13 protein-coding genes and 1 pseudogene are annotated in these 17,270 nt (G+C 62.6%); 5 read left to right on the plus strand and 9 right to left on the minus strand.

The genetic code is table 11. The features are described 5' to 3' along the window. Window positions 1–21: 21 nt before the first annotated feature. The 4 genes from sucD to metE form a co-directional block, all read right to left on the minus strand. A complete protein-coding gene (gene sucD, locus WBR68_RS04125) occupies window positions 22–903 on the minus strand; it encodes a succinate--CoA ligase subunit alpha (RefSeq protein WP_050446014.1) in 882 nt (293 codons plus the stop codon). Window positions 904–1,006: 103 nt separating this feature from the next. Then, window positions 1,007–2,167 carry an ADP-forming succinate--CoA ligase subunit beta gene (sucC, locus tag WBR68_RS04130; RefSeq protein ID WP_050446016.1) on the minus strand — a complete coding sequence of 387 codons (1,161 nt, stop codon included), beginning with the start codon at window positions 2,165–2,167 and terminating at the stop codon, window positions 1,007–1,009. A 10-nt stretch (window positions 2,168–2,177) separates the two neighbouring features. Continuing rightward, window positions 2,178–2,780 (minus strand): DUF2889 domain-containing protein, encoded by a 603-nt coding sequence (locus tag WBR68_RS04135; protein WP_050446017.1) that lies wholly within the window; start codon window positions 2,778–2,780, stop codon window positions 2,178–2,180. A 227-nt stretch (window positions 2,781–3,007) separates the two neighbouring features. Further along, the gene (gene metE / locus WBR68_RS04140) at window positions 3,008–5,305 is read right to left on the minus strand and encodes a 5-methyltetrahydropteroyltriglutamate--homocysteine S-methyltransferase (RefSeq protein ID WP_230693597.1); all 2,298 of its coding nucleotides are present in this window, start codon (window positions 5,303–5,305) and stop codon (window positions 3,008–3,010) included. A 141-nt stretch (window positions 5,306–5,446) separates the two neighbouring features. On the opposite strand from metE, the gene WBR68_RS04145 reads away from it, so the two are divergent. Next, complete coding sequence (locus WBR68_RS04145; protein WP_050446019.1) at window positions 5,447–6,367, plus strand: LysR family transcriptional regulator; 921 nt, start codon at window positions 5,447–5,449, stop codon at window positions 6,365–6,367. Window positions 6,368–6,442: 75 nt separating this feature from the next. Here WBR68_RS04145 and recX read toward each other — a convergent pair whose 3' ends face one another. Further along, window positions 6,443–7,207, minus strand: a complete 765-nt coding sequence (recX, locus tag WBR68_RS04150) for a recombination regulator RecX (protein ID WP_230693598.1) — start codon at window positions 7,205–7,207, stop codon at window positions 6,443–6,445. A gap of 139 nt (window positions 7,208–7,346) precedes the next feature. Then, window positions 7,347–8,408: a recombinase RecA gene (recA, locus tag WBR68_RS04155; RefSeq protein ID WP_050446021.1), complete on the minus strand. Its 1,062-nt coding sequence runs from the start codon at window positions 8,406–8,408 to the stop codon at window positions 7,347–7,349. Between the two features lie 262 nt (window positions 8,409–8,670). On the opposite strand from recA, the gene WBR68_RS04160 reads away from it, so the two are divergent. From WBR68_RS04160 to WBR68_RS04170, 3 genes and pseudogenes are all read left to right on the plus strand, one after another. Then, the gene (locus tag WBR68_RS04160; protein ID WP_006218337.1) at window positions 8,671–9,360 is read left to right on the plus strand and encodes a response regulator transcription factor; all 690 of its coding nucleotides are present in this window, start codon (window positions 8,671–8,673) and stop codon (window positions 9,358–9,360) included. Window positions 9,361–9,472: 112 nt separating this feature from the next. Continuing rightward, window positions 9,473–10,849, plus strand: a complete 1,377-nt coding sequence (locus WBR68_RS04165; protein ID WP_127186278.1) for a sensor histidine kinase — start codon at window positions 9,473–9,475, stop codon at window positions 10,847–10,849. Between the two features lie 220 nt (window positions 10,850–11,069). Further along, window positions 11,070–12,731: pseudogene (locus WBR68_RS04170) on the plus strand (MFS transporter). Window positions 12,732–13,041: 310 nt separating this feature from the next. Here WBR68_RS04170 and WBR68_RS04175 read toward each other — a convergent pair. Further along, window positions 13,042–13,251 carry a hypothetical protein gene (locus WBR68_RS04175; protein ID WP_050446025.1) on the minus strand — a complete coding sequence of 70 codons (210 nt, stop codon included), beginning with the start codon at window positions 13,249–13,251 and terminating at the stop codon, window positions 13,042–13,044. Between the two features lie 151 nt (window positions 13,252–13,402). Here WBR68_RS04175 and WBR68_RS04180 point away from each other — a divergent pair, with 151 nt between their 5' ends. Next, window positions 13,403–14,302, plus strand: coding sequence for a recombination-associated protein RdgC (locus tag WBR68_RS04180; protein ID WP_050446026.1), 900 nt, complete (start codon window positions 13,403–13,405; stop codon window positions 14,300–14,302). A gap of 103 nt (window positions 14,303–14,405) precedes the next feature. On the opposite strand, the gene WBR68_RS04185 is transcribed toward WBR68_RS04180, so the two are convergent. Beyond that, entirely contained in the window at window positions 14,406–15,827 is a 1,422-nt protein-coding gene (locus WBR68_RS04185; RefSeq protein WP_050446027.1) for a diguanylate cyclase, read from the minus strand. 126 nt (window positions 15,828–15,953) lie between these two features. Next, on the minus strand, window positions 15,954–17,246 hold the full coding sequence (locus WBR68_RS04190) for an aspartate carbamoyltransferase (protein ID WP_046802818.1): 1,293 nt from the start codon (window positions 17,244–17,246) through the stop codon (window positions 15,954–15,956). Window positions 17,247–17,270: the final 24 nt, after the last annotated feature.

The raw sequence follows: 17,270 nt of genomic DNA on the forward strand, positions 1-17,270 counted from the left end.
TCGAACGCAATGCTGAAAGACTTACAGCACCGACTTGAGCAGCTTGCCCATTTCGGAGGGGTTGCGCGTGGTGCGGATGCCGCAAGCTTCCATGACTTCCAGCTTGGCGTCGGCCGTGTCGGCGCCACCGGAGATCAGGGCGCCAGCGTGGCCCATGCGCTTTCCAGGAGGAGCGGTGACACCAGCGATGAAGCCGACGACCGGCTTCTTCATGTTGTCCTTCGCCCATTCGGCGGCGTTGACTTCGTCGGGGCCGCCGATTTCGCCAATCATGATGACGGCGTCGGTGTCGGGATCGTCATTGAACATCTTCAGAACGTCGACGTGCTTCAGGCCGTTGATGGGGTCGCCACCGATACCGACGGCGCTGGATTGACCCAGGCCCAGTTCGGTGACTTGCGCCACGGCTTCGTACGTCAGGGTGCCCGAACGGCTGACGATGCCGATGCGGCCCTTGCGGTGGATGTGACCGGGCATGATGCCGATCTTGATTTCGTCCGGCGTGATCAGGCCGGGGCAGTTCGGGCCCAGCAGCAGCGTCTTGCTGCCCTTGGCCTTCATGCGGTTCTTGACGTCCAGCATGTCGCGAACGGGGATGCCTTCGGTGATGCAGATCACCAGATCCAGTTCGGCTTCGACAGCTTCCCAGATGGCGGCGGCGGCGCCGGCGGGCGGCACGTAGATGACGGACACGGTTGCGCCGGTGTCGGCCTTGGCTTCCTTCACCGAAGCGAAGATCGGCACGCCTTCAAAGTCTTCACCCGCTTTCTTGGGGTTCACGCCGGCCACGAAGGCGGCTTTGCCATTGGCATACTCACGGCACATACGGGTGTGGAACTGGCCCGTCTTGCCCGTGATGCCCTGGGTGATGACTTTGGTGTCCTTGTTGATCAGAATCGACATTTGTGAATCCTTGGCAATTTCTTTTACCGCCGGGCCGACCCTAGGTGGAAAGCGCCCCCTTGGGGGGCAGCTAGCCACGAAGGGGCGCGGCGAGGGGGCATATTTACTTGACGGCGGCTACGACGCGGGTGGCCGCTTCGGCCATCGTGTCGGCGCTGATGATCGGCAGACCGGAGTCGGCCAGCATCTTCTTGCCGAGTTCTTCGTTGGTACCCTTCATGCGCACGACCAGCGGCACGTTCAGGTTGACGGCCTTGCAAGCCGCGATCACGCCTTCGGCGATGACGTCGCAGCGCATGATGCCGCCAAAGATGTTGACCAGAATGGCCTTCACGCTCTTGTTCGCGAGCATGATCTTGAACGCTTCGGTGACCTTCTCGGCCGTTGCGCCGCCGCCGACGTCCAGGAAGTTGGCCGGCTCGCCGCCGAACAGCTTGATGGTGTCCATCGTGGCCATGGCCAGACCGGCGCCGTTCACCAGGCAGCCGATGTTGCCGTCGAGCTGGATGTAGGCCAGGTCGAACTTGCTGGCTTCGATTTCAGCGGGATCTTCTTCGTCCAGGTCGCGGTAGGCGACGATTTCCGGATGGCGGAACAGGGCGTTGGAGTCGAAGTTGAACTTGGCGTCCAGGGCGATGATGTTGCCCTTGCTGTCGCGGTTCAGCGGGTTGATTTCAACCAGCGACGCGTCGGTGTCCATGTAGCACTGATACAGCTTCTGGAACACGTCCACGGCTTGGGCGGTGGAGTCGGCGGGCAGGCCGATCGCGTTGGCGATCTTGGTGGCTTGCTCGGCGGACAAGCCGGTCAGCGGGTCGATGTATTCGGTGATGATCTTCTCGGGCGTGGAGTGAGCCACTTCCTCGATGTCCATGCCGCCTTCGCTGGAGGCAATGAAGGCAACCTTCTGCGTGGCGCGGTCAGTGACCAGCGACACGTAGTATTCCTTCTGGATGTCGGCGCCGTCTTCGATGTACAGGCGACGAACCTTCTGGCCTTCCGGGCCGGTCTGGTGCGTGATCAGCTGCATGCCCAGGATTTCCGAGGCCAGCTTGCGCACGTCGTCCAGCGAGCGCGCCAGCTTGACGCCACCGCCCTTGCCGCGGCCGCCCGCGTGAATTTGTGCCTTGACGACCCACACCGGTCCACCCAGCTTTTCAGCGGCAGCCACGGCCTCGTCGACGGAAAGAGCGGGGATCCCGCGCGGCACCGGGATGCCAAATTGCTTCAGCAGTTCCTTGCCTTGATACTCGTGGATTTTCATGTGTTACCTGTCAGGACGTATGAGAAAGAGAAGGTGAATCGGAGGACGAATCGGCCGATGCCTCAGCGCTGCCCCCCGTGTACCACTTGGGATAGTGCTCAGCCACCACCGGACCGTCAGTGCTCAACGCATGACAGCCGTCCAATTGGAAAGGACGCCGGTTCGGGTTGGGATCCTGCCGCCGGCGGTTGGCCATGGTCTGGACCGCCGCGGTGGGAAGCACCTGCGACAGCTCGGTCATGTGCGTACAGCCCTCTACATGCCCGAACCGCTCCTTGACCTGGCGGCGGAATCCCTTGAGCAGATTCATGCCGATCAAATCAGTGTAAGCCGGCTCGATGGCCATGCAATGACCGCCATAAGGAGCCGCATCATAGACAGCCCGCGCGTCCAGGATCGAGTATTCCTCGTCGATGGTGATGCGCAGATGCATATGGTGGATGGGCTGCCCGGCCTTGAACATCTTGCCGTCGCTCTTGGGGAAATCGTACGCCTTGACGTCGATCAGTTCGGCTTCCAGGTCCCAATTACCGTCCTCGCGCGCATACGACTGCACACGTATGGAACGCGTGTGCAGCGGTTGGCGAGGGTAATCCGGCGGTGGCAAGGGCATGCTGGGGGCCTGCGGGGCGAAGATGGCCTGCGCATGGTGCGCGGCAACAAAACCTTGAAAGTATAGCGCAGCCGGCCTTGGATCAAATGCCGGGTTTGCGGCCCGGGCCTACGCCCACCACCGGCTTTTGCCCTGCCCCCGGGGCGGCGGGCACGAAAAAAACCCATGGAAGGCGCTGCCGGGCGCCTTCCATGGGGTTTACACAGACGGACCTGAGCGCGGCGGCGTCAGGCGGACTGGCGCAGTGCGCGAGCGGCTTGCACCATGCCGAGCAGCGCGGCTTCGGTTTCCGGCCAGGCGCGGGTCTTCAGGCCGCAGTCCGGGTTCACCCACAGGCGTTCCTTGGGCAGGCGGGCGGCCGCCTTTTCCATCAGGCCCACCATCCAGTCCACCTCCGGCACGTTCGGCGAGTGGATGTCGTACACGCCCGGACCGATGTCATTGGGATAGTCGAAATCTTCAAACGCCTTCAACAATTCCATATTGGAGCGCGACGTTTCGATGGTGATCACGTCCGCGTCCATGGCTGCGATGGATTCAATGATGTCGTTGAACTCCGAATAGCACATGTGCGTATGAATCTGGGTTTCGTCGCGCACGCCGGCCGTCGACAGGCGGAAGCAATCCACCGCCCAGTCCAGATAGGTCTTCCAATCGGCGCGGCGCAGCGGCAGGCCTTCGCGGATGGCCGGCTCATCGATCTGGATGACGCTGATGCCAGCCGCTTCCAGGTCCACGACTTCGTCGCGCAGGGCCAGCGCCAGTTGACGGCAGGTCTGCTCGCGCGGCTGATCGTCACGCACAAACGACCATTGCAGGATGGTGACCGGACCCGTCAACATGCCCTTGACGGGCTTGTCGGTCAGCGATTGCGCATACGACGACCAGCCCACCGTCATCGGCGCGGGGCGCGCCACGTCGCCAAAAATGATCGGCGGCTTGACGCAGCGCGAGCCGTAGCTTTGCACCCAGCCGTTCTTGGTGAAGGCAAAACCGGCCAGCAGTTCGCCGAAGTATTCCACCATGTCGTTGCGTTCGGGCTCACCGTGCACCAGGACGTCCAGGCCGACCTTTTCCTGAAAGCGGATGACTTCCTCGATTTCCTTGCGGATGGCGGTTTCGTAGCCGGAATCCGTCAACGCGCCCGCCTTCCAATCACGGCGCAGTGCACGGATTTCGGCGGTTTGCGGGAAGGAACCGATCGTGGTCGTCGGGTAGGCGGGCAAGCCCAAGTGTTCTTGCTGGCGGGCGATGCGGCCGGCAAACGGCGCGCGGTCGCGCGACACGGCGGCGGCACTGGCCATCCGTTGGCCCACCACCGGGTTATGGATGCGAGGCGACGAGCGGCGGGCAGCCAGGGCGGCGCGTTGCTTGATCAGGCCGTCTTGCACGGACGCATCCGTCGCGTTTTCCAGTGCGCGACCCAACAGGCTCAGTTCTTGCAGCTTTTGCGCGGCAAACGACAGCCAGCTCTTGATCTCGGCGTCCAGTTCCGTCTCGTTGGTCAGGTCCACCGGCACGTGCAACAGCGAGCACGACGGGGCCAGCCACAGGCGGTCGCCCAATTGCTGCTTGACGGGCACCAGCGCCGCGATGGCCGCGTCCAGATCGGTGCGCCAGATATTGCGGCCGTTGATGACGCCCGCGGACAGCACCTGGTCGGCTCGCAGGCCGGCCACGACGTCGGCCAGTTGTTCCGGCGCGCGCACCAGATCCACATGCAGGCCGGCCACGGACAGCGCCTGCGCGGTAGCCAGGTTGTCCTTCAAACCGTCGAAGTACGTGGCGACCAGCAGCTTGACCGGGCTTGCAGCCAGCGTGTCATACACCTGTTTGAATGCATCACGCCACGCTTGCGGCAGGTCCAGCACCAGGATCGGCTCATCAATCTGCACCCATTGCACGCCTTGCTTGGCAAAGCGGGCAAACACTTCTTGGTACACCGGCAGCAACGCGGCCAGCAGTTGCAGCTTGCCTTCGTCGGCCGGGCCACCCGCAAAGGCGTCGCCCTTGCCTAGATACAGCCAGGTCAGCGGACCCGGGATCACCGGCTTCACAGCGTGGCCCAGCGCCTGGGCTTCCTGGATCTGCTCGAACAGGGACTCGCGGGCAATACGAAAGGTCTGGCCCGGCACCAGCTCCGGCACGATGTAGTGGTAGTTGGTATCGAACCATTTGGTCATTTCGCAAGCGGCGGCGGGCTTGCCCGACGGCGCGCGGCCACGCCCCATGCGGAACAGCGTGTCCAGCGTCACCGGCTCGTTGTCTTTCTGGCCGAAGCGGGCGGGCACGGCGCCCAGCAACGTGCTCCATTCCAGAATCTGGTCATACCAGGCGAAGTCGCCCACGGGCACGAATTGCAGGCCGGCCGCCGCCTGCAGCTTCCAGTGCTTGGCGCGCAGTTCGCGACCCGATTCTTCCAGCGCTTTGGCAGTTTGCTTGCCCGCCCAATAAGCCTCGACAGCACGCTTCAATTCGCGCTGCGCACCGATACGGGGGAACCCCAAATTATGAATAGTAGTCATGAGAACACCGCCGTTAGACAAAATTTGTTCAAGTGACGGCTATTGTGCAGGCAAAGTTAAATGAATCAAAATCAATCTCTACATTCATAAGATGAGTACTTTTCATATAATGCGCGTTCGTATCCGCCATGCTGGGGCCTCATGCTAGAAATCCGCCATCTTGAAACGCTGACCGCCATCCGTGACGGCGGCAGCCTGCAGGAAGCCGCCGAACGGCTGCACCTGACCCAGTCCGCCTTGTCGCATCAGTTGCGTGACCTGGAAACGCGGCTGGGCACGCCCTTGCTGAACCGCCGCACCCGCCCCGCCCGGCTGACGACGGCGGGCTTGCGCGTACTGGCGCTGGCCGATGAAGTGTTGCCCCGCATCCGCGCCACCGAACGCGATCTGCAACGGTTGGCGGCCGGCCGCAGCGGCCGGCTGCATCTGGCCATCGACTGCCATTCCTGCTTTCAGTGGTTGATGCCGGCGCTGGATGCCTTTCGGATGCAGTGGCCCGACGTGGCGCTGGATCTGTCGGCGGCATTCTCGTTCGCGCCCCTGCCCGCCTTGGTGCGCGGCGACCTGGATCTGGTCATCACATCCGACCCGCAGCCTTTGGACTCGGTGGAGTACCTGCCGCTGTTCAAGTACGAACTGGTGCTGGCCGTGTCGGAATCGAACCCCTTGGCCGCCAACAAATTCATCACGCCCGAGCAGTTGGCGGATCAGACGCTCATCACCTATCCAGTGGACAAGCAGCGGCTGGACGTATTCACCGCCTTTCTGGACCCCGCCGACGTTGAGCCGGCCGCCGTCCGCAAGGCCGAATTGACGCCCATCATTGCGCAACTGGTGGCCAGCAACCGTGGCGTGGCGGCGCTACCGAATTGGGCGCTGACCGAATACATGAATCAGGGGTGGTTGCGGCTGTGCCGACTAGGGCCGCAGGGCGTCTGGCGCACGCTGTACGCCACCGTGCGCAGCGAAGACACGGACGCCTCCTACATTGATGAATTCCTGACCATCACGCGAGACGTCTGCTTCAAGACGCTGTCGGGCATCAAGTCGGCAAAGGCGTAAAAAAGCCGCCTGGGTGGGCGGCGGGGTATGCCAGGGGTCGGGAGGATCCGATCAGTCGATCAATTGCGCAGTGGATCAATCGTCCTCGCCTTCGCCCAAAATGCGCCGGATCACGTCGTGCGCGAACCCCCGGCTGGCCAGAAACCGCGCCTGCTTGGCGTATATGGCGCGGTCTTCCGGCTTGGCGTCGAAGCGCTTTTTCCATACTTCCAGCGCGCGGTCGTATTCCGTGGCGCGCAGCTGTTCTCGTAGTTCAGCGACTTGCGTGTCGTCCACGCCATGCTGGCGCAATTCCTGCACGATGCGCGCCGCGCCCTGGCGGGATGCGCGGCGATGCACCAGACTTTGCGCAAACCGTTCGGTAGACAGCCAACCCTCTTTTTCCAGCGCATCCAGCACGCCTTCAATTTCATCGGCGTCTTCGGCGTAGGCAGCCAACTTGCGCGCCAATTCCTCGCGCGCGTGCTCGCGCCGCGACAGAAAGCCCACGGCGCGCATCTTCAGCGATGGCCCTTTGCGGGCTGGCTTGCCGCCTTCAGGGGCGGCGGCTTCGTCTTCCGCGCCGGAGGCACTGCCAGAGGCACGATCCGCGGCTCGCCCAGATGCACGACCAGATGCACGACCAGATGCGGAGCCCATACGCGATCCGCCACGCGCGTTGCCCCGCTGTTCGGAACTGCGCTGCCAGGTGTCTGGCTCGACCGAGGATGCCGCCGCCTCTCGTTCGCGGCGCGCGTCCGAGCTGCGCCGCAAACCTTCCGGCTTGGCGACGGTTTCAAATTCGTCATCCAACTTGGCGCGAAGGCGGTCGGCTGACGCGGGGGTCGGTTTCCAGCTCATGCGCTTCCTGCTATGCAAAACGGCAGGCCCATCATGGCGCCTGCCGCGTGTAGCCGGCTAGCTAGCCGGCACAAAATCTGCCAAAGCTGCCAAGCTGCCAAAGCCGCCAGCACAACCTGGCTGGCGGACGAAGGCTGGCTTATTCGGCGGTGTCTTCCGCCGTGGGCACGAACTCGGCGGCACGGCTGACGATGCCCTGGTTCTCGCGAACCCGGTTTTCGATTTCGATGGCCATGTCGCGGTGCTCTTTCAGGTATTCGCGGACATTGTCCTTGCCCTGGCCGATGCGGTTGCCGTTGTAGCTGTACCAGGCGCCGGACTTGTCGACCACGCTGGCAGCCACGCCCAAATCAATGATTTCGCCTTCACGCGAAATGCCGGCGCCATACATGATGTCGAATTCGGCCTGCTTGAACGGCGGCGCAACCTTGTTCTTCACGACCTTGACGCGGGTTTCGTTGCCGACGACCTCGTCACCCTTCTTGATGGAGCCAATGCGGCGGATGTCCAGGCGCACCGAGGCGTAGAACTTCAGCGCGTTACCGCCGGTGGTGGTTTCGGGATTGCCGAACATGACGCCGATCTTCATGCGGATCTGGTTGATGAAGATGACCATGCAGTTGGTGCGCTTGATCGTGGCCGTCAGTTTGCGCAGCGCCTGGCTCATCAGACGGGCTTGCAGGCCCGGCAGGGAATCGCCCATTTCGCCTTCGATTTCAGCCTTGGGCACCAGCGCCGCCACCGAGTCGATGACGATCAGGTCAACCGAACCCGAGCGCACCAGCGCGTCGGTGATTTCCAGAGCCTGTTCGCCCGTGTCCGGCTGCGAGATCAGCAGATCGGTCAGGTTCACGCCCAGCTTGTTGGCGTATTGGACGTCAAGCGCGTGTTCGGCGTCGACAAAGGCGCAGGTGCCGCCGATTTTCTGCATTTCGGCAATGACTTGCAGGGTCAGCGTCGTTTTACCGGACGATTCCGGGCCGTAGATTTCAATCACGCGGCCGCGCGGCAAGCCGCCGACGCCCAGCGCGATATCCAGACCCAACGAGCCCGTGGAAACCACCTGGATGTCGTGCGAGACCTCGTTATCGCCGTAGCGCATGATCGAGCCCTTGCCGAACTGCTTTTCGATCTGGGAAAGCGCGGCGGCAAGCGCCTTGGCCTTTTCCGAAGCGGCGGCCTTGGTGGTTTTGTCGTCCATGTAGAGTCCTGTCTGTAACGTATCTGGTGGTTGCGGCGTCAAGAGCCTGAAACTTGAACCGCAGCGTGCTGTTTCGAATCAGGTTCAGATTATTGCATCGGATTGTACTGTACAAAAAACCAGTGTGCCAGAGTTTTCACGTATTCCCTGAGTGGGCAACTCCAGTCCCGTATGACAGAATCGAAGCCGACCCCGGCGTTCCCCTCTGCATTTTGCAGCGATCCCTTTTGCCGCTTCCCTTGCCGCTTCCCATTGCAGCCTCATGCGTATCCTGATCGCCGAAGACGACAGCATTCTGGCCGATGGCCTATCCCGGTCACTGCGCCACAACGGCTACGCCGTTGACGCCGTGCGCGACGGGCTTGCCGCCGATTCGGCGCTGGCCGCTCAAGCGTTCGATCTGCTTATCCTTGACTTGGGCCTGCCTCAGTTGGCCGGTCTGGAAGTACTGCGCCGCCTGCGCGCCCGCAACTCTGCCCTGCCCGTCCTGATCCTCACGGCGGCCGACAGCATCGAGCAGCGCGTGAAGGGCCTGGACCTGGGCGCGGACGACTACATGGCCAAGCCCTTCGCCCTGTCCGAACTCGAGGCACGGGTGCGCGCCTTGACCCGGCGCGGCGCGGGCGGCGGCGCCACGATGCTCAAGCACGGCCGGCTGCTTTTTGACCAGACCGGTCGCGTGGCCATCGTCGACGATCAGACGCTGGACCTGTCCGCGCGCGAAGTCAGCCTGCTGGAAATCCTGCTGACGCGCAGCGGTCGCATGGTCAGCAAGACGCAGTTGGTGGACCACCTGTGCGAATGGGGCGAGGAAGTCAGCACCAACGCCATCGAAGTCTACGTGCACCGCCTGCGCAAGAAGCTGGAGCCCAGCGGCGTAAAGATCGTGACGGTGCGCGGCCTGGGCTATTGTCTGGAGCGGGACCAGGGTGCCGCGTACCTCGCCAGTTGATGCCCGGCCAGAGCCACTGAATCAGGAAGCGCTGGATATCATGCAAGCGGGGTCCAAGGGCCCAAGCTTTGCACCTCCGCAGCGCTCGCTGCTGGGCGAAATCCTGGACTGGATGCTGGCGCCGCTGTTCCTGCTGTGGCCCATGAGCGTCGCCATCACTTATGTGGTTGCCCAGAATATCGCCAACGTGCCGTATGACCGCGCCTTGGCCAATAATCTGCATGTCTTGACCCGGCAGGTCCATGCGCAGGACGGCCGCGCGGTGCTCAAGATGACGGACGCCGCGCGTGACGTGTTGCGCGCGGACGAGACCGACAGCGTGTTCTGGCTGGTGCTGGGTAGCCGCGGTGAATACCTGGGGGGCGACCGCGCCCTGCCGCTGCCGGCCACCGTGGGCCAACCGCGCCCGGGCGAAGTCCAGTACGAAGACGACACCTTGCGTGGCTTCGGCATCCGCCTGGCGTTCACGTGGGTGGACCTGAACCTGGCCAACACGCAGCCCGCGCTGCTGCTCGTGGCCGAGACCGTGGAAAAGCGCACGCAGTTGGCCAACGACATCATCAAGGGCGTGATCATTCCGCAGTTCGTGGTGCTGCCGATCGCGGTGCTGCTGGTGTGGTTCGGCCTGTCGCGTGGGGTGGCTCCACTGAACGCGCTGCAGCAACGGTTGCGCGCGCGCCGGCCCGACGACCTGTCGCCCATTGACGAGCGGGCGGCGCCGTCCGAAATCGCGCCGTTGGTGGCCGCCATGAATGACCTGCTGGACCGGCTGTCGGCCAACGTCCAGGCCCAACGCCGTTTCGTGGCGGACGCCGCGCACCAGTTGAAGACACCGCTTGCCGGCCTGCGCACGCAGGCCGAACTGGCCTTGCGCGACGCCAGCCCCGAAGAAATGCAGTCGAGCCTGCGGCAGTTGGTGACGGGATCCGAACGCGCTACCCGACTGGTCAACCAGTTGCTGCTGCTGGCCCGCGCTGAAAACCCCAGCGCGATCGGGCTGACGCGCACGGACCTCAACGCCATTGCCTACGAGCAGGCCATGCACTGGGTGCCGCAGGCGCTGTCGCTGAGTACCGACCTGGGGTTTGAAGGATCCGACGAACCCGTCAACATCAACGGCAACCCCCTGCTGCTTGCCGAGCTGCTGAACAATCTGGTGGACAACGCGCTGCGCTACACACCGCTCGGCGGCCACATCACCGTGCGTGTGATGCGCCATGGCGACCAGGCGCTGCTGGAAGTGGAGGATTCAGGCCCGGGCATCCCGCCAGACGAACGGGAACGCGTATTCGACCGCTTCTACCGTGTGCTGGGTACGGCATCCGACGGTAGCGGCCTGGGGCTGGCGATCGTGCGCGAGATTGCGCAAAAGCACGGGGCCAGCGTGCTCATCAACGACCACCCCAACCCGCACTCGGACCTGCCGGGCACACGCATCAGCGTGGTGTTCCCGCTTTACATGGACGCGCCGGATTCGTACGAAAGCTAGGTCTGCTACGCACTTCAGCCCGATAGGGACTATCCCTAGCCGCGCACGCAACAGTTACTATTAGTTTCAATTTTAAGATTCGAGTAAGGGTTACGTCAGAACCTCGTCAGGGTTGCGCCTCAATGTTGCGTAAGGCTCGGTGTCGGTGCGTCGGCAAAGAGCTAAGCACGGCGGAAAACCGCCGGCCATAAAACGAGGAGACATCATGAGCACAACAACCATGGCAGGCCGCGGCCCTTCCGCGGAACCGCGCCCGATGACCAAGGAAGAACGCCGCGTCATCTTCGCGTCATCCTTGGGCACGGTTTTCGAGTGGTACGACTTCTATCTCTACGGCTCGCTCGCGGCCATCATCGCATTGCACTTTTTCTCGGGCGTGAATCCCACCGCGGGCTTCATCTTCGCCCTGCTGGCGTTCGCCGCCGGTTTTGCCGTGCGCCCATTCGGCGCACTGGTGTTCGGTCGGCTAGGCGACCTGGTCGGACGTAAGTACACCTTCCTGGTCACGATCGTGATCATGGGCTTGTCCACGTTCCTGGTGGGCGTGCTGCCCAGCTACTCCAGCATCGGCCTGGCCGCTCCGGCCATCCTGATCGTGCTGCGCCTGCTGCAAGGCCTGGCGCTGGGTGGCGAGTACGGCGGCGCGGCAACCTACGTTGCCGAACACGCCCCGCACGGCCGCCGCGGCTTCTACACATCGTGGATTCAGACGACCGCTACGCTGGGCCTGTTCCTGTCGCTGCTGGTCATCCTGGGCATCCGCACGGTCATGGGCGAAGACGACTTCAAAGCCTAGGGCTGGCGCATTCCGTTCCTGATCTCGGTGGTGCTGCTGGGCATCTCGGTGTGGATCCGTCTGCAACTGAGCGAATCGCCCACCTTCAAGCGCATGAAGGAAGAAGGCAAGGGCTCGAAGGCGCCGATCGCTGAATCGTTCGGTCAATGGAAGAACCTGAAGGTCGTGATCCTGGCGCTGCTGGGCCTGACCGCCGGCCAGGCCGTGGTCTGGTACACGGGCCAGTTCTACGCCCTGTTCTTCCTGACGCAAACGCTGAAGGTCGACGCCAACACGGCCAACATCATGATCGCCATCGCGCTCTTGATCGGCACACCGTTCTTCGTGATTTTCGGCGGGCTGTCCGACAAGATCGGCCGCAAGCCCATCATCATGGCGGGCTGCCTGATCGCCGCGGCGACGTACTTCCCGATCTTCCAAGGCCTTACGCACTTCGCCAACCCGGCGCTGGAGAAGGCCCAGGCCACGGCCCCGGTCACGGTGATTGCCGACCCCAGCACCTGCTCGTTCCAGTTCAATCCGGTGGGTACCTCGGCGTTCACCAGCTCTTGCGACATCGTGAAGTCATTCATGGCCCGCAACTCGGTGAACTACCAGAACGAAGCCGCGCCGGCTGGTTCGGTGGCCAAGGTCAAGATCGGCAACGACGAGTTCCAATCGTTCGACGGCAAGGCCATGGCTCCCGCCGACTTCAAGGCCCGGGCGGCGGAACTGGACAAGGCGCTGACCACGGCAATCCGCGGCCACGGCTACCCGGCCAAGGCGGATCCAGCGCAAATCAACTACGTCATGGTGGTGGTGCTGCTGACGATCCTGGTGCTGTACGTGACCATGGTCTACGGCCCGATCGCGGCCATGCTGGTTGAAATGTTCCCGACCCGCATCCGCTACACCTCGATGAGCTTGCCGTACCACATCGGCAACGGCTGGTTCGGCGGCTTCCTGCCTCCGGTCGCCTTCGCGGTAGTGGCCGCCACGGGCAACATCTACGACGGCCTGTGGTATCCGATCATCATTGCAGTCATGACCCTGGTCATCGGCACGCTGTTCGTGCGCGAATCCAAGGACAACGACATCAACGCATAAACGACCATCCCCCGCCGGGCGGGACTGCTGCGCCTGCCCGGCCTTGAAAGCTCCTTATGGAGCTTTTTTTTTGCCCTGAGCCGGCGGGCGCGGCCGCTTTCAGGACGATGTCAGACCCTCACGCTTAGACTGGCGCTTCAGATTACGGCCTTGCGGTAGATCGACTGACGATTGATCCCCCTGTCAGACGATTGCAGGGCTAGTGTTCTGACACCGATACCGCGTTCCCCGCGAGCCTTTTATGACGCGGTATTGTGTGCTCCCGTACCGGCCCGGCCTTTATTGAGCCGGGCCGCTTTTTTTTGTGCGCTTAACGACGCATGCCCACGCCGATGACCAGCACGCCCGCCACAATGGCGGCGATGCCGGCCCAGGTCGGGATCGGCACCGACTTCTCGGTTTCAGCCGTGGCCTTGACCGAACCTATCTGTAAAACGGTCTCTTCGGACTTGTAGTTAAAGCCTTTGTAGGCCAAAGCGGCAATGCCCAGGACGATCAGGATGGCGCCAATGATTTTCATGTTTTTCCTCTCCGGTTCTAAGTCGGTGCGCGGAAGTTAACGCATGGACCGCCCCCTGTCAGTGACAGAACGTGTCGCCTGTCGCAAGCGTATTGCACCGCTTCGGCAAACCGTCCGCGTCGTATAGAATCAACCCTTTTGGCCGACGCTCATGTGGTTCAAAAACCTCAAGATTTACCGCCTTTCCTCGCCGTGGACTCTCGTTGGCGACCAGCTTGAAGAAACGCTTGCGCGCCACGCCTACCAAGCGGGCAACAACCTTGAAATGCAAAGCCTGGGCTGGGTGCCGCCGCGCGAAAACGGCGGCCTGGCCCATGTGGTGAATGGCCAGATCCTGCTTAGCCTGCGCGCCGAAAAGAAGCTGCTGCCGGGCACCGTCGTGAACCAGGTCGCCAAGGCGCGTGCCCAGGAAATCGAAGAGCAGCAAGGCTACAAGCCGGGCCGCAAGCAGATGAAGGAAATCAAGGAACGCGTTACCGACGAACTGCTGCCGCGCGCCTTCAGCGTCTACCGCGACACGCGCGTCTGGATCGACCCGCAAAACCACTGGCTGGTGATCGACGCCGCGGCGTCGGCGAAGGCGGACGAAGTCATCGGCCTGCTGGCCAAATGCGTAGACCCGTTCCCGCTTGAAAACCTGTACGTGGCGCAGTCGCCCGCCTCCGCCATGACGGGCTGGCTGGCCGAAGACGAAGCGCCGTCGAACTTCAGCATCGACCAAGACACCGAATTGCGTTCGTCGGGCGAAAGCGGCGCGGCCATCCGCTACGTGAAGCACTCCATCGACGCCGACGACGTACGCCGCCACATCCAGTCGGGCAAGCAATGCACCCGCCTGGCCATGACGTGGGCTGACCGCATTTCGTTCGTGCTGACCGAAGGCCTGGACGTCAAGCGCGTATCGCCGCTGGACGTGCTGAAGGAAGGCAACGAAGGCGTAGCCGCCAACGACGATGAAAAGTTCGATTCCGACATGATGCTGATGACGGGCGAACTGGCCAAGATGATGGCCGAGTTGGTGGACGCGCTGGGGGGCGAGAAGAAGATTTGATGGGGGCGGTTGATTGACGGGTTGCGCGCGTTGGAGCGTTGGCATTCTTGCTGTGGGTGTCGCGCGCTTCACCCACCCTACGCTCCTTCGGGCGTGCTGCCTGTCAGGCGAGCACGCTGCGGTCGCGGCCGGCTAGTTTGGCTTGGTACAGGGCCTTGTCGGCGCGGTCGATCAGATAGGCATAGTCGGGATGGCCATCAAAGGTGGCCACGCCGATGCTGGCCGTGATGCGCAGGGCGCCAACCTCCGGAATCGTGAAATCATGGCGGCGGATCTCGGCGCCCAATTTCTGGGCGGCGGCCAGCGCGGCCTCTTCGCCCGTATCCACCAGCACCACCAGAAATTCTTCGCCGCCATAGCGGAACACGAAGTCGCTGGACCGACACGATTGGTGCACCACTTCGGCAAACTGGCGCAATACGTGATCGCCACCGGAGTGCCCGTGCGCGTCGTTGATGGCCTTGAAATGATCGATATCCAGCAACAGCACCGAAAAGCGGCTGCCCTGCCGGCTGGATATGGAGATCTCGCGTCCGATCACCGAGGGTAGAAACCGCCGGTTCAGCACATTGGTCAGCGGGTCGCTGCCGCTTTCTATCTCAGCCACCATGTCGAACAGGCCATTGAGCAGATGCTTGATGCGCGCCACCAGTTCCTGCAGTTCGCGCACCTGGTCAGGCATGGAAAGCTGGCGTTCGCGATCGTCCATCATCAGCCGCGGCAACACCACGTCATCCAGCCGCATGACGGCCTCGGTAATCTGGCCCAACGCGGGCGCGCTCTCGAACAGCACGCCGCCCTTGTGCTGCAGCCACAAGCCGAACTCCGATGCCGCCAGCCTGGGCAAGGCCTGTTCGGGTGCGCGGTAATGCAGCCCAATCAAGACCGCCTGACTCCATTCCAGCAGCGCGGCGCGCTGGCGTTCACGTTCGGTCGAAATGTTCTGCCCCAGCGCGAACAAGCGGTAAGCCTCGTCGTTGCGCGCGCCGCGATTGATGTCGCGCATGAAGGCGCGGCTCATCTGCTCGATGGCCAGATCAAAGAGATTACAGACGTACTGCGTGGCGATGGATGCGGACGTGCCATCCAGATCGCTTGCGCGCAGGCGTTCGGCAATTTCATTCTTCAGGACGCGCGCCCCCGCCATCACCAGATGAATCGGGATATGGACGCGAGCGTGCACTTCGCCCACCTTTTTCTGCGTGGCCATCAAGGCCACGATGTCGCCCTGGTCACGCACGCAAAGCAAACCCAGAAGCCAGTGTTTCATGCCCTTGTGCAGTCGCGTCGACACGATCTCATGCGACAGTCGCGGCCCGGCTTCAGCGTCCGCCAGCAAGGTGGAATAGAAGGCATCCACCAGCTCCTTGGCGCTATCACCCACCACGGCTGCCACCTGGCCGCGCGTATAGGCATCCACTGATTGATAGACCGCTTCCCAGGCCTGCGCGTTTGATGCGCTGAGGTAGCACGCTTGGTCGGCGCGGCTTGCCCACACTGGCAACGCGCTCTTGTTTGAAGACATAAGATCATCCGCCCCAAAGACGCCGCGCGTGTCTCGGAACGGCACGCGCTGGAAAAACCAGCGCGGATTATGCGCTAAAAGAATGTGGGCCCCTACCGGGGCCCACGCGCATGGGAACAACGCCGCCTATTCCAGGCCGTGAAACACCGAGTCATCGGGGCCCACGTGCGATGGATGTTGCCAGGTCACATCGCGCAGCGAATGCTGCACCAGGCCTTCAACGCCCAGAAGCACGGCAAAGATCGCCATGCGAATCGGAATGCCGTTATCGGTCTGGCGGAAGATGGCCAGGCGTGGATCGTGGTTCAGGTCCACGCTCAGGTCGTTGGCGCCCGGGCGGCTGTCGCGCGGCAGCGGGTGCATCACGATGGTTTCGGGGCTGCAGTACGCGTCGATGATGGCGCGGTTGATCTGGAAGTCGGGCGTGTAGCCTTCGTTTTCTTCGTTGGCGAAGCGCTCTTTCTGCACGCGCGTCGCGTAGATCACGTCCGCGCCCGCCAGGCCTTCCGCCAGCGATGTCTTCTGTTCAATGATGTTGCCGTTGCGGCTTGCCTGCTCAATGATGTAACTGGGCATCTCCAGCCCCTTGGGCGACACAAGCGAGAACTTCACGTTCTTGTACAGCGCCATCAGCTTGATCAGCGAGTGCACGGTGCGGCCGTATTTCAAGTCGCCGACCATGGCAATGTGCGCACCATCCAGCAATTTGCCCAAGCGCGAAAACTCGGTCAGGATCGTGTACAGATCCAGCAAGGCCTGGCTGGGGTGCTCACCCGGGCCGTCGCCGCCGTTGACCACCGGGATATTCGTGGCACGCGCGAATTCCGCAACCGAGCCCTGCTCGGGGTGGCGAATCACCATGGCGTCCACGTAGCCGCTCATGACGCGGCTGGTGTCGTAGATGGATTCGCCCTTGGCCATGGACGAAAACGTGAAGCCGGTCGTGTCGCACACCGAACCACCCAGGCGGCAGAACGCCGAACCGAAGCTGACCCGAGTGCGAGTGCTGGCTTCGAAGAACAGGTTACCCAGCACGGCGCCTTCCAGCACCCGCGACACTTTCTGGCGGCGCGCGATAGGCTGCATCATGTCGGCAACGCGGAACAGGTCTTCGACCGATTCGCGGGTGAACTGATCCACCGACAACAGTTGATTCTTGCCTTCCACCGCAATACGTTCACGCAGCGGGCCATCTTGTACGCTTTGCGTATATTTTTCCAGCAACACACCGTTTTGCACGATTTCGCTGACGAAACGCTGCACGACTTCCGGCATGGCGCGGAATTCCTGCGAGCCTTCGGGCAACAACCAGGTGTCCAACGCCCTGCGTTTCACGCCGATCCGGGTGGCGAACACGTCGCGCGTCAGGTTCAGGCGGCGCATGGCGTCGCGCAGGAAAGCTTGCTGGGAAATGGTCATGACAGGCCTCAGAGAAAGAGGATT

Source organism: Achromobacter sp. JD-1, assembly GCF_038594925.1.
In the GTDB taxonomy this organism is placed as follows: Bacteria; Pseudomonadota; Gammaproteobacteria; order Burkholderiales; family Burkholderiaceae_B; genus Achromobacter; species Achromobacter spanius_C.